Origin of the sequence: Echinicola rosea (assembly GCF_005281475.1) — a bacterium.
Classification (GTDB): domain Bacteria; phylum Bacteroidota; class Bacteroidia; order Cytophagales; family Cyclobacteriaceae; genus Echinicola; species Echinicola rosea.
Window position 1 is genome coordinate 706,070 of sequence record NZ_CP040106.1, and the last position, 12,630, is coordinate 718,699.

Annotated in this window: 12 protein-coding genes; 3 read left to right on the top strand and 9 right to left on the bottom strand. The window is 43.6% G+C overall.

Annotated features, from left to right (window positions below):
- Position 1: 1 nt before the first annotated feature.
- The 8 genes from FDP09_RS03030 to FDP09_RS03065 form a co-directional block, all read right to left on the bottom strand.
- On the bottom strand, positions 2 to 247 hold the full coding sequence (locus FDP09_RS03030) for a hypothetical protein (protein WP_137401239.1): 246 nt from the start codon (positions 245 to 247) through the stop codon (positions 2 to 4).
- 406 nt (positions 248 to 653) lie between these two features.
- Positions 654 to 3,647 (bottom strand): translation initiation factor IF-2, encoded by a 2,994-nt coding sequence (gene infB, locus FDP09_RS03035; protein WP_137401240.1) that lies wholly within the window; start codon positions 3,645 to 3,647, stop codon positions 654 to 656.
- Positions 3,648 to 3,723: 76 nt separating this feature from the next.
- Positions 3,724 to 4,971 (bottom strand): transcription termination factor NusA, encoded by a 1,248-nt coding sequence (nusA, locus tag FDP09_RS03040; RefSeq protein WP_015264551.1) that lies wholly within the window; start codon positions 4,969 to 4,971, stop codon positions 3,724 to 3,726.
- Between the two features lie 5 nt (positions 4,972 to 4,976).
- Positions 4,977 to 5,447, bottom strand: a complete 471-nt coding sequence (locus FDP09_RS03045) for a ribosome maturation factor RimP (RefSeq protein ID WP_137401241.1) — start codon at positions 5,445 to 5,447, stop codon at positions 4,977 to 4,979.
- 159 nt (positions 5,448 to 5,606) lie between these two features.
- Positions 5,607 to 6,002 (bottom strand): hypothetical protein, encoded by a 396-nt coding sequence (locus FDP09_RS03050; RefSeq protein WP_137401242.1) that lies wholly within the window; start codon positions 6,000 to 6,002, stop codon positions 5,607 to 5,609.
- A gap of 112 nt (positions 6,003 to 6,114) precedes the next feature.
- Entirely contained in the window at positions 6,115 to 6,429 is a 315-nt protein-coding gene (locus tag FDP09_RS03055) for a hypothetical protein (RefSeq protein WP_137401243.1), read from the bottom strand.
- 170 nt (positions 6,430 to 6,599) lie between these two features.
- Complete coding sequence (locus FDP09_RS03060) at positions 6,600 to 7,055, bottom strand: hypothetical protein (protein WP_137401244.1); 456 nt, start codon at positions 7,053 to 7,055, stop codon at positions 6,600 to 6,602.
- Positions 7,052 to 8,182, bottom strand: a complete 1,131-nt coding sequence (locus FDP09_RS03065; protein ID WP_187328778.1) for a hypothetical protein — start codon at positions 8,180 to 8,182, stop codon at positions 7,052 to 7,054. The genes FDP09_RS03060 and FDP09_RS03065 overlap by 4 nt, the downstream gene beginning before the upstream one ends.
- A 574-nt stretch (positions 8,183 to 8,756) precedes the next feature.
- On the opposite strand from FDP09_RS03065, the gene cysS reads away from it, so the two are divergent.
- From cysS to FDP09_RS03080, 3 genes are all read left to right on the top strand, one after another.
- On the top strand, positions 8,757 to 10,250 hold the full coding sequence (cysS, locus tag FDP09_RS03070; protein ID WP_137401246.1) for a cysteine--tRNA ligase: 1,494 nt from the start codon (positions 8,757 to 8,759) through the stop codon (positions 10,248 to 10,250).
- A complete protein-coding gene (locus tag FDP09_RS03075) occupies positions 10,240 to 11,226 on the top strand; it encodes a M28 family peptidase (protein ID WP_187328779.1) in 987 nt (328 codons plus the stop codon). Before cysS ends, FDP09_RS03075 begins: the two co-directional genes overlap by 11 nt.
- 421 nt (positions 11,227 to 11,647) lie before the next feature.
- Positions 11,648 to 11,908 carry a hypothetical protein gene (locus FDP09_RS03080; protein WP_137401247.1) on the top strand — a complete coding sequence of 87 codons (261 nt, stop codon included), beginning with the start codon at positions 11,648 to 11,650 and terminating at the stop codon, positions 11,906 to 11,908.
- Between the two features lie 303 nt (positions 11,909 to 12,211).
- Here the strand turns inward: FDP09_RS03080 and FDP09_RS23665 are convergent, their stop codons facing one another.
- Positions 12,212 to 12,370 (bottom strand): hypothetical protein, encoded by a 159-nt coding sequence (locus FDP09_RS23665; RefSeq protein ID WP_187328780.1) that lies wholly within the window; start codon positions 12,368 to 12,370, stop codon positions 12,212 to 12,214.
- Positions 12,371 to 12,630 lie beyond the last annotated feature (260 nt).

Sequence of the window (12,630 nt, forward strand, 5' to 3'; positions counted from 1 at the left end):
GTCATTTCCCAACGGCCTCTTGGTTTGCGGGGATGCCGTTGATCGCTACTAAACTGTCCATCCTAATGGCCAGACCATTTTCACCAAAAAGGTATTCGCCATCTTTTACGTTCAGTATGCCGATCACTTTGGAATGAACGGATATTTCTTTCCCATCCTTGATAAAGGTGATATCACATTCGCTTCCCATGATAGACCATGCTTCTAGCCTATCATGATAGCTGGAGTTTACAGGATTGTATTCCATAATTATATTTTTTTAGAGAAGTAGGTGATTTACTAGTTCATATAAAACGAAAAACACTAGTGCTAATGTTCCATAGAACGTTAAAACTCGCAAACGGTTACATTTGTCCATAAACCAAAGCACAAAAACCGGTCGTATAAAGCCTACGATGATGCTCACAAGTGAGGCATAACAGAATGTCTTTAAGAGTAAAACCAGTGCGATCAGCATATGTTTATATTATTTCACGTGTTTTTGTTTATGACTATTATGAACAAAATATAGCAGATGCCAATAGGTTTGGCAATGCTTTTCAGGGCTAAAGGCTTCTCAGTTTGCCCCTATTCACTTTATTGAACTGAGGTAAAACGTAAAAAGGACAGTTTATAAAACTGTCCTTTAACTTAAAGTGTGTGCTTAAGTTGAATTATTTTTTACGTTTGATTTCACGCATTTCGTATCCTTCGATGGTGTCATCCAGTTTGATGTCATTATATCCCTTGATAGAGATACCACATTCGTAACCTGCTTTCACCTCAGAAACATCGTCTTTGTAACGCTTAAGCTGGTCGATTTCGCCATCGTGGATCACGATACCGTCTCGGATCACCCTGATTTTGTTCTTTCTGGTCACATAGCCGTCCGTAACATAACAGCCTGCCACTGTACCCACTTTGGAAATTTTGAAGACTTCCCTCACTTGGATGTTTCCTGTGATTACTTCCTCAAATTCCGGCTCAAGCATACCTTCGATGGCATCCTTGATTTGGTTAATGGCATCATAGATGATAGAGTAATGTCTGATTTCAATTTCTTCCTGCTCGGCGATACGTTTCGCACTGGTGGAAGGCCTTACTTGGAAACCGACAATAATGGCGTCAGAAGCGGAGGCCAACAGTACATCAGATTCTGAAATCTGGCCTACACCTTTGTGGATGATGTTTACACTTACTTCATCCTTGGAAAGCTTCAACAAGGAATCAGACAGTGCTTCTACCGATCCATCCACGTCACCTTTGATAATGATGTTAAGCTCCTTAAAGCTTCCGATAGCGAGACGTCTTCCGATTTCGTCCAAGGTAATGTGTTTCTTGGTACGCATACTCTGCTCACGGTTTATCTGCTCTCTGGAGTTAGCGATTTCCCTTGCTTCACGCTCTGTATCGTACACCTTCAGGATATCACCTGCTTGCGGTGCGCCGCTCAGTCCCAGTACCTGTACAGGTGTGGATGGCTCAGCTTCATCGACTTTCTTTCCTAAGTGGTCAAACATCGCCTTTACACGGCCATAATGCTGGCCAGCAAGCATGATGTCGCCAATTTTCAATGTCCCGTTTTGGATCATTACAGTAGATACATACCCTCGGCCTTTGTCGAGAGAAGCTTCCACTACTGTACCCATCGCCTTACGGTCAGAATTTGCTTTTAGTTCCAGGATTTCAGCTTCCAGGAGTACCTTCTCGAGGAGCTCATCCACTCCTTGGCCTGTTTTCGCAGAGATCTCCTGGGACTGGTATTTACCGCCCCAATCTTCCACCAAGAGGTTCATATTGGCCAGCTCTTCCTTAATTTTATTAGGATTCGCGTTAGGCTTATCGATTTTGTTGATGGCAAAGATCATCGGTACACCTGCTACCTGAGCGTGATTAATGGCCTCTTTGGTCTGTGGCATGATGTTGTCGTCCGCAGCGATAACGATAATTGCCACATCGGTAATTTTAGCACCACGGGCCCGCATGGCCGTAAAGGCTTCGTGACCTGGCGTATCCAAAAAAGCGATCTTGTCGCCATTGTCAGTCCTTACATCATAGGCACCAATGTGCTGGGTAATTCCCCCGGCCTCACCGCTGGTGACTTTGGAGCTCCTGATGTAGTCCAGTAAGGATGTCTTACCGTGATCGACGTGCCCCATGATCGTTACGATAGGAGCTCTATCCTCAAGATCTTCCGGGCTATCCTCTTCTTCTTCTACCTCTTCTTCTTCATCCGCCTTGGTGAATTCTACTTCATAGCCGAATTCATCCGCAATGATGGTAATTGCTTCTGCATCCAAACGCTGGTTAATGGATACAAACATGCCCAAGGACATACAAACAGAGATGATCTCATTTACCGATACATCCAACAGGGAAGCAAGGTCATTGGCCGAAATAAATTCAGTTACCTTCAGGATTTTGCTTTCCTCGGCACCTTCTGTGTGCTGCTCTTTGGCACGATCCCGTTGTTTGTCCCTTCTGGTCTTTTTGCCTCCGGATTTTCCTCCTCCTTGAAGACGTGCGAGCGTCTGCTTGATCTGGTCTTGGATTTCCTTTTGGGTAGGCTCGGCTTTCTGGAATCGGTTTCCACCTTTTCCACCGCCTTTATTATTGCCACCTGGTCTCTTGCGACCACCTTGGTTGCGGTTGTCTCCTCTTCCGCCCTGTGGGCCTCCTCCTCTGTTTCCGCCTTGGCCACCGCCAGTTCCAGGTTTATCGATACGCTTGCGAGGGCGCTTCTTTTTGTCTTTGTTTCTTTCATCTGAAGAAGCTACAGGTTTGGCCTTTTTCTTGGGCCTGTCCTTGGGTAGTTCTATCTTGCCAAGCACAGTCAAGCCTTTCAGGGCATCTGCTTTGGCAGAAATCACATTTCCAGAAGCGTCTTTTTTCTCCTGCGGAGGTGCTTCTTTGGCTTCTTTTGAATCAGATGGAGCAGGTTTAGCTTGAGGCTTTTTGTCAGAAGGTGGTGTGGCTGGCTTTTCAGCTGGTTGTTGCTTTTGGTCCTTAGATGCGTCATTTGATTCCTGTGGCTTCCCAGCTTCAGGTGTTGAAGGTTTAGCGTTTTCTTTTTGCTCAGACTTCTCAGCCTTAGGTGACTCATCTTTAGGTTTTTCAACAGCCTTTTCTGGAGCTTTCTCGGCAGGTTTTTCTGCTTTGGGAGCTTCCGGAGCTGGTTTTTTCTCCTCTTGCTTGGGAGTCGCTTCTTTTTTCGTGGACTCTTCTTTTTTGGACGTTTCTTTTTTGGCCTGATCCTTTTTGGAGAGGTCAATTTTGCCCAATACTTTTATGCCCGGAAGCTTTTCTGCTTCCGAAGTGACTTTTTCCTCTTTCTCTGGAGCTTTCTGGGGCTCTTCTTCTTGCTTGGGAGCAGCGGGCTTGGCCGGCTCTTCTTTTTTTACTTCCTCAGGCACAGATTCAGATTCGGCTTTGATGGTAAACGTCTCGTTGTGCCGCTTACCGATGGACAGGTGGGATGCTTCCTCCTTATCCTGAGCAGAGGACTTGAACTCCTTGGCCAACATGCTGAATTGCTCTTGGCTGATCTTGGAATTCGGGTTGCTCTCTACATCAAAGCCTTTCTTAGCCATTGACTCAACGATCGTGGAAATCCCCACGTTGAGCTTTCTGGCTACCTGGCCTAATCGCATCATTTTTTCTTCTGACATACGCTAAAACCTCTTGCTTATTTTCTTGATGTAAATATATACTGCCGATAATTAATATTGCACTCCGGCAAATAATTTACTGTTCAAATTCTTGTTTTAAAATTCTGAAGATTTCTTCTATCGTTTCTTCTTCAAGTTCTGTTCTTCGGGTCAGGTCCTCCTTGGAAAGTGCCAAAACACTCTTCGCGGTATCCAGCCCCGTCTTTTTCAACTCCTCAATTATCCAACCCTCAATTTCATCGGAAAATTCAGACAAATCAACATCTTCCTCCTCTTCATAATCCGATAACTCACGGAAGACATCGATCTCATAACCTACTAGCCTACTGGCCAGTCGGATGTTGTACCCGCCCTTTCCAATGGCCAAAGATACTTGATCAGGCTTTAAAAAGACAGAAAGTCGCTTTTCTTCTTCATTTGCCTGAATGGAACTTACCTTGGCCGGACTTAGCGCTCTGGACACATAGAGCTCAAGATTGTCCGTATAGTTGATTACATCGATATTTTCATTTTGGAGCTCGCGGACCACCGCATGGATACGGCTTCCTTTCATGCCCACACAGGCACCCACTGGATCAATGCGGTCATCATAGGATTCTACGGCTACTTTGGCACGCTCTCCTGGTTCGCGGACGATTTTCTTGATCGTGATCAATCCATCATACACTTCAGGTACTTCATTTTCGAATAATCTTTCCAAGAATATCGGAGAAGTTCTTGAAAGGATAATACGTGGATTGCCATTGACCATTTCCACTTTGTGGACGATGGAGCGGATGGTGTCTCCTTTGCGGAAGCGGTCTTTTGGAATTTGCTCGCCTTTGGGGAGGATCAGTTCATTGCCTTCACCGTCCATTAGCAGCATTTCACGGCCAAGGATCTGGTAAACTTCCGCAGTGATGATCTCACCGACCAGCTCTTCATATTGCTGAAACAGCAAATCTTTCTCCAAATCCTTGATTTTCTGTATCAATGTTTGCCTGGCCATCATGACGGCCCTTCGGCCAAAGTCTTCCAGTTCGATTCTTTCGTATGTCTCTTCGCCGATTTCAAAGTCGGGTTCAATCTTTTTGGCTTCTGAATGGCTGATCTTATCGTGGTCCCAGATATCCTCGGAGTTGTCATCTACGATTTCACGGATCCGCCAGATTTCAAGGTCTCCTTTGTCGGCATTGATGATCACATCAAAATTCTCGTCTGTTTCGTATTTTTTACGAATCATCGCTCTAAACACATCTTCCAGAATGCGGATCATCGTAGGGCGATCCACGTTTTTAGATCTTGCAAATTCTGCAAACGAATCTATAAGAACTTTAGCATCCATTTTTTTTATTTAAAAGAGACTAATACAATTGATTTCTTTATTTGCTCAAAAGCAATCTTTTCTTCTTTTTCGATTGCTTTCTTGCCTTTTTCTTTATGTTTTACCAACAAAGTGATCTCCGATTGGTCCACTGCGGTAAGCTTGCCCTCGGTCGTATCGCCACTTTCCATGGTGACTTTTAGGTTCCGGCCAATGTTCTTTTGATACTGCCTTTTCCCTGTCAGGGGATGGTCCAGCCCTGGTGAAGAAACTTCCAGCACATAGGCATTGTCTATGATGTCCTTGGCTTCAAGCTCTTCTCCCACCGCTCGACTGACGGTGGCACAGGTATCGATGTTTAGGCCCTCGTCAGCATCGATCAGAATACTGATTTTTTGTTTTGGACCTTTTTCATTTATAAGGACATCCACTACAAAATGAGCGTCATCGGGCAAATGCTTGGTGACGATCTCTTCGATGGTCTGTTTCAAACTCATATTACATTTACCTATAATGAAAGAGGGGACGACGTGTCCCCTCTTATAAACGACTAAATACGATACAAATGTAATGAATTTTTTTTCGGAAAAAAAGTAGGATTGTTGAGAATAAATTTAAATGAATTTTCGGGAGGTAATTCTTTTGCTATATCGGTCCTAATACACCACTTCGCCAATATTCAATTCCACTTCATAGGCTGTAAATTCATAATTGCGATCTAAACTCTTTTCGCTCAGGTATTCATCTTGGAAAATGATGTAATAATTCAACACATCCATATATATCCAATCTTCAATACCCATTTCTGCATCAAACCTTACCACCATGTTGTCCAAATCAGTTTTCTTGATTTTTATGGTTTTGTACTGTAGTCCATGGGAAACTTGGATAAAAAATAGAGTGTCCCTAAACCCTTCTCTACGGTATTGAAAACTATTCTTGTGAGGGACTGAGGTATCTATATAGGCTGTATGGGCTTCATTCCTGTTAAAAACAATTATCATGTCTTTAGGGTATTTGTCAATCGCGCCTAGCTCAGGCTTAGCTGGCATATTTTTATCAGTTTGATTGCAGCTACTGGCCATGATTATGGTAAATATTATAATCCCTATAAGTCGAGTGAAATTCATTGTCTAGTAATTTTATATGTTTCGGGAATACACGCTACTTACCTTCTTCTAGGTAAATGTTGATTTCCTCTAGGGTGAATTCGTGATCGAGTGCAGTCGACCCATTTACCAAATAATTCTCTTTTAACAACATATAGACCTTCTTTTTCGAAACCTCAAGCCAATCTTCTTTGCCTAGATCCCGATCAAAAACGACTTCTCTTTCCATCAGCTCCGACAAGTTAATTTTCAGCTTTTCGTTTGTTGTATGGGTTAATAGTACCGTGTCTTGGTCGGATATGCCTCGTCTATATTTATACATTCCTGGCTTTTCCCCAGAGAGATTGTAATAAATGGTATGTTTGTTCATTCTGTCAAAAATCAGGATGGTTTGTGTTGATTGTGACTTAGCAGAAGAACCTTTCTTTATACTCTCCGAAGATCTGTTACAGGAAGTCAAGAATAATATGGCTGCTATTAAGTGGATAATGATTTTCATGATCTTTTCTCTCTATTGCATACTTGGTGCTGGATTTGGTCCTAGTGATACGGAATGAAGCTGACCTTAGCATGATATGCTGTAAACTCAAAATCAGGTTCTAAAGAGCCATTGGTAAAATAATTGTCCTGAAAAATGATGTAGCAGTCATTGCCATGTAGTTCTGACCACTCAGAATTTACCATATCCTCATCAAAATATACGTTTTCTAATGCTAAGGCCGACCGACTGATTTTTATTTTTTCTGAACTGTGGATACCATGTGTAATTGAAATTTCAGCCCCAGCATCATAAATTGGCCTTCGTATCAGTTTGAATAGGTTGTCTTTTGGATGAGCAAGGCTATCTACCTTTGTATTAACGTTTAATCTATTATACACTATGACTATCTTGGATTCCCTTTCTATTTCCAAGTGTTCAGTTTCTTTATTGTCACCCGAAGTGACTAATAACATCAAGGGCCATGATAGGATGATTGATATTAGGCTATATTTCATTTTTTGCAATCTTTTGTTAAATAGTCATCAGCGAGATCTTGATATTTTTCCATCAAACCTCTTTCCGGAAGATGATACTTCCATTTATCAGTACTTTTTAATCCTTTCCATGCCATAGCTTTATAGAAATCGAAAGGGATATTACCTAAAGGGAATTCTTTCTTTACATCTTGATTTGATAGAAAGTTTATCTTTCCTAAGTTCGAGTGGATTCCCTGAAGTACTTCTGCCATGTCAGAAACCATGTTTTCCGCCATATAGTTATGTTGTTTCACTGTACTACCAATATATTTTTCAACATATCTTTCAAAATTGCTATTGAAGTTTCCGTCTATTGGTGACCCTCCGCCATGAAAAACTGCAACAAATAATTCCGCATGGATCATTTCATGGAGAATAGTCCTAGCTAGGCTGAGCGAACTTCTGTCAAGTAAGTCTTGATTAAGGGTTATTTGGATATGATAGGGACCTAAAGAATCATCTGTTTCAGCATTTCGAGGGCCAAGGTCTCCAGGACGTCGTGGGACAGGACCAACTTTTAGAATTACATTTCTCCCAGTTTGAGAGGTTTGGTTAAAGGTAGCTAATTTCTTTATGAATTCATCTACCTTTAGTTTTTCAAGGATACATACTAATTTTGGATAATTTTTGAAGGATTGGTCCACCTCAACTTTAAGGTTGGAGTCGTCTTCTCTTAAAGGAACACAAGGCACCACCATTCCAGGAATCGTCGGATGCGGATCATAGCAGGCCTCGTCCGTCTGAGGAGGATTTGGGCCGTCTCCATTACTGGGGAGTGAATATCCTCCTCCGTTAGGTCTTGGCCCATTGCTTTCTGGACTTTCTTCAGTAAACCGGCATTCCAAATACACATCCGAATCGAGGTAATGATTATCCCCGTAAGGATTTACCTGGCACCAGTTGATGATCTCATATTCGCATTCATAGCCAATGGAACCGCCGCCTCCGGATTCTTCTTCAGTATCCTGATCATATCTCGATTGTTGATGAACATCCCTCTTCCTGCTTTCTTGTTCTTTTTTTGCGACGCTTTTGATGATTTTTGATTTGTCCCCATTTGCATATTCCCATCCACCAATGGGCTTTTCGTCCCAGTCAAATAGCATTCTGATACCAGAGAATGCTTCCGGTACCGACATGAAATTATATCGCGTGAGGTCCTCCGCTGAAAAAGCCTCATCCCCTCCATAGTCATACAGCCGAGAAATATAGACTTCGTACTCCGTTTCCCCAACAGGGAAAAACAGCAGGGTGTTAAAGGCATTGACATCACCTTTATCTTTATGTTTCTCATTTCAATAAAATTTAATTAAAAATTTATTCAGTTGAAATTTATAAACAATAAAAACATCAAGTAAGGTTAAAATATGACAAAATTATAAAAAAACTACCAGTACTACCTTGGATTGAATGGTGAAAAAAGTTCAAGGCATTCAGGTATAGATTGGTCGAGCTGGTCTTTGTTATAGATGACCTGCTTTACAAGTAGGGCGGCTTACCACTTCAGCAGCTATATCATATTAGTTGTTTAGGAAAGATATTTTATATTTGAAGGTAGAATGGAATTTTTCTTGGAGTGTTGGAGTTTTATCTGCTGATAAAATGGAATTTGAATTTTATAGAATAGTTTTGTAGCCCAAATACCTGCAGATTTCCTATCGGTTTAATTAAATTTGTTTTATGATTTCCAAAGATTTGAAGATTTATAACACGCTGAGTCGTGACAAAGAACTTTTTGAGCCTTTTAAACCGCCCTTCGTCGGGATGTATGTATGCGGCCCCACGGTGTATGGGGATGCCCACCTGGGTCATGCCCGACCGGCCATTACCTTTGACACCGTTTACAGGTACTTAAAGCATCAGGGATATAAGGTGCGGTATGTGCGGAACATCACTGATGTGGGGCACCTGCAGGGTGATGCCGATGATGGCGAGGATAAGATTGCCAAAAAGGCCAAATTGGAGCAGTTGGAACCCATGGAGGTGGCCCAGCATTATACCGATTCCTACCATCGCGATATGGACCTGCTAAATACCTTCAAGCCCAATATTGAGCCCAGAGCCACCGGTCACATTCCCGAGCAAATCAAGTTGGTAGAAGATATCTTAGAGGCCGGTTTTGCTTATGAGGTAAACGGCTCGGTGTATTTTGATGTGGTGAAATATAACGAGGAAAAGCCTTACGGGAAGCTGTCCGGGAGGGTTGTTGAAGAGTTGATGAGCGGTAGCCGTGAGCTGGACGGGCAAGATGAAAAGCGCAATCCGATTGATTTTGCCCTTTGGAAAAATGCCGCTCCCGAGCATTTGATGAAGTGGGATTCTCCTTGGGGCGTGGGCTTTCCCGGCTGGCACCTGGAGTGTACAGCGATGAGCTCAAAGTACCTCGGGGACCAGTTTGATATCCACGGCGGTGGCATGGACCTGATGTTTCCGCACCACGAGTGTGAGATCGCCCAGGGCAATGCAGGCCATGGCCATGATCCGGCGAAGTACTGGATGCACAATAACATGATCACCATCAATGGTCAAAAGATGGGCAAGTCCTTAGGGAATTTCATAACCCTACAGGAGCTTTTCAAGGGTAAGCACGACCTGCTCGAACAGGCCTATAGCCCCATGACCATCCGTTATTTTATCCTGACGGCACATTATAGGTCCACGCTGGACTTTTCTAACGAGGCCTTGAAGGCCGCCCAGAAAGGGTACAAAAAAATCATCAACGGCCTCCGCATCGCCAAAGACATGGCATACACCGCAACAGATGGCGTAGAACTGGACGAAAAGCAGGTGCAGCAAGTGGAGAAAAGCATCGAAAATGCGTATCGCGCCATGAACGATGACTTTAACACCGCCCAGGCCATTGGCCAGCTGTTCAATTTGCTGAAAAAGATCAACAGCATCTTTACCGGTCAGCTCCAAGGGGCGGCTTTAGGAAAAGAAGTTTTTGAAAAATTAATTCAGACCTTCATCGTTTTTGTAGAGGATATTTTAGGTCTGGTGGAAGAAAAATCAGACAAGCAGCAAGCGCTATTGGAGCTGTTGCTGAAGCTGTACAAAGAGGCCAAGCTGGCCAAGGATTATGATAAAGTCGATGAGATCCGGGCCGCACTCAAATCCATCGGTATCGTGGTCAAGGATATGAAAGAAAAAGTAGATTGGGCTTATGAAGAATAAATTCATTTGGGCGATGGCCTTTGGGCTATTGCTTGGAGCATGCGGAGAAGCAAAGAAAGAAACTGCGCAGGAGCCAGTAGTGGCGGTACCTGTAGCTGAAGTTCCGGATTTTAATGCGGACTCTGCTTATCATTATATCCAAAAACAAGTGGATTTTGGTCCCCGTGTGCCCAATACAGAAGGCCATAAAGCCACTTCCCAGTGGTTACAGGAGAAGTTTGCTTCCTTTGGCCTGACGGTACAGGCGCAGGAGTTCACTGCCGAGGCGTATGACGGCAAGCCACTGGAATTGACCAATATCATTGCCTCCTATAATCCCCATGCCAAAAAGCGGATCCTTTTGGGAGCCCACTGGGATACGCGAAGGGTGGCCGATAAGGATACAGAGCGAATCAATGAGCCTATCGATGGTGCCAATGACGGGGGCAGTGGCGTGGGGGTATTGCTGGAGATTGCCCGTGTGATCGCTTCAGCTTCCAAAAAGCCAGAAGTAGGCATTGACTTTATCCTCTTTGACGGGGAAGATGACGGCAAGCCGGAATCTGCCAAAGCCGGGGCCAATGATGCCAAGTGGTGGTGCTTGGGTTCCCAGCATTGGGCCAAAACGCCACACGAGCGCGGCTATGCAGCCTATTACGGGATCCTATTGGACATGGTGGGAGCCAAGGGAGCGCGCTTTTATAAAGAAGGGGTTTCCATGCAGTATGCCAAAGGTATTGTCAATAAGGTCTGGAACTACGCCCATTCGATCGGACATAGTGACTTTTTCCAAATGCGCAATTCCCATCCCATTACCGATGACCACATTCCCGTCAATGAAGTGGCACGGATTCCCATGATCGATATCATCGATTATTCCCCTGATTTTGGCTTTGGGAGGTATCACCATAAGCATGCAGACAATATGGAAGTTATCGATACCAGGACGCTGAAAGCTGTTGGAGAAACTGTCCTTTTTACGATATACCAAGAATAAGCGTAAGTGTCTAGATGTGAGATATGAGACGTGAGATGTGAGACGTGAGATTTCCTCCATTGGGAGAGGAGGTTATGTAGGCTTGTTTTTGAGCAAAGAACAAAGAAGAAAGAAGAATGACAAGGTTGTGCAGGGGCTCTGCCCCAGCACTGGCAAGTTTTGAGTCTCTGACTCAATTAAACTGTTCCAGATTTGTACCCCTCTCAGTTATTACCATATTTAATTATTGTCGTCCGAGTAAAGATTTTAGGATTGAAAAAAATTCGTGCAATCCTGCCCCTAAATTCCCTAAGGGGGACTTTCTTAACATCCATTTAAAGAACGGGTAGTTTTAAGAAATCGAGTAAATCTTATCTGTTTTCATTTAAATCTACTTTTTCAGCGTATGTGAAATTTAATCGGACGACAGTAATATTTAATAATGAAAACTAATATTAATCCTATTGATCCAACAAAAGCACCGAAGGAACAGCAGACTGATCAGATGCTTACCTCAGGGCAAAGGCATTTAAACCCGCATTATGCACTAGCCTATCTATTGCGACCTGATCCGCCGCGGCGGACAAAATCAGTTGCTTCGCTGCTGTTTTCGATTTCACCATCCGCCGCGGCGGATGATTCAATCTCCAAACAGCCTGATTTTCTTGTAGTTTCAGTTCTCATAACGATTCCTAATGCATAAAGCGGGTTAAAAAAATGTTTCTATTTGCATTTATATCTGCCGATCCTGCATAACTCACCCTTTTTAATGTAATCATTTTTTGTGGTCACCTGCACCTTCTATATGACCCTCTGCCAAAGGCGGATGAGGCAGAATAGTCAGGGATCAAGCCATATTTCTGGGAGCTTTACTGCAAGGAGGCATTACAAATGCCTTTCTCAGCAGTTCGCATTTCAAATGCGGAACTAGAGATGGACTTTATCCTTTTCCTTTTTTCCATTGATGAAAAAAGAAAGAAAAAAATCCAGGCCGGTGGTATGCCTTTTAAAAATGGGACATGGATTTCCCCTGCGACGTGGATCCGTCACCCATTTTAATTTCCACCCGATGGCTACGGCCTAAAAGCGAGTGGGTCTCGCTGTTCCACGACGCGAGCCAACTCCCTTTCTTAACGGCCTCCACCATCGGCTGGAAAACAGGCATACCAAGGGCCGTTTATCAAGAAGTGATACCTTTTTTGGGACTTATTAAACGGCATTAGGTCAGGGCTTTACCCCAACCAAATCAACTCATCATGCTTTCAGCCTATCCCGCCATTCGGCAAGATAGGCTACCGCGGTTTTCAATGTACAAATTGGGGCAAAGTGCCAGCGGCCCGATTAATTTTGTAACCTGCGGATTCATCTGCAGGAGCTTAAGCGCTCCTCAACCTCCCGGAGGAGTGCCAGCGGCACGGATGATAG

Coding starts and splice junctions, on each gene's coding strand:
- FDP09_RS03030 (WP_137401239.1), bottom strand. CDS start 247: ATGGAATACAATCCTGTAAACTCCAGCTATCATGATAGGCTAGAAGCA.
- infB (WP_137401240.1), bottom strand. CDS start 3,647: ATGTCAGAAGAAAAAATGATGCGATTAGGCCAGGTAGCCAGAAAGCTC.
- nusA (WP_015264551.1), bottom strand. CDS start 4,971: ATGGATGCTAAAGTTCTTATAGATTCGTTTGCAGAATTTGCAAGATCT.
- FDP09_RS03045 (WP_137401241.1), bottom strand. CDS start 5,447: ATGAGTTTGAAACAGACCATCGAAGAGATCGTCACCAAGCATTTGCCC.
- FDP09_RS03050 (WP_137401242.1), bottom strand. CDS start 6,002: ATGCCAGCTAAGCCTGAGCTAGGCGCGATTGACAAATACCCTAAAGAC.
- FDP09_RS03055 (WP_137401243.1), bottom strand. CDS start 6,429: ATGAACAAACATACCATTTATTACAATCTCTCTGGGGAAAAGCCAGGA.
- FDP09_RS03060 (WP_137401244.1), bottom strand. CDS start 7,055: ATGAAATATAGCCTAATATCAATCATCCTATCATGGCCCTTGATGTTA.
- FDP09_RS03065 (WP_187328778.1), bottom strand. CDS start 8,182: ATGCTATTTGACTGGGACGAAAAGCCCATTGGTGGATGGGAATATGCA.
- cysS (WP_137401246.1), top strand. CDS start 8,757: ATGATTTCCAAAGATTTGAAGATTTATAACACGCTGAGTCGTGACAAA.
- FDP09_RS03075 (WP_187328779.1), top strand. CDS start 10,240: ATGAAGAATAAATTCATTTGGGCGATGGCCTTTGGGCTATTGCTTGGA.
- FDP09_RS03080 (WP_137401247.1), top strand. CDS start 11,648: ATGAAAACTAATATTAATCCTATTGATCCAACAAAAGCACCGAAGGAA.
- FDP09_RS23665 (WP_187328780.1), bottom strand. CDS start 12,370: ATGCCTGTTTTCCAGCCGATGGTGGAGGCCGTTAAGAAAGGGAGTTGG.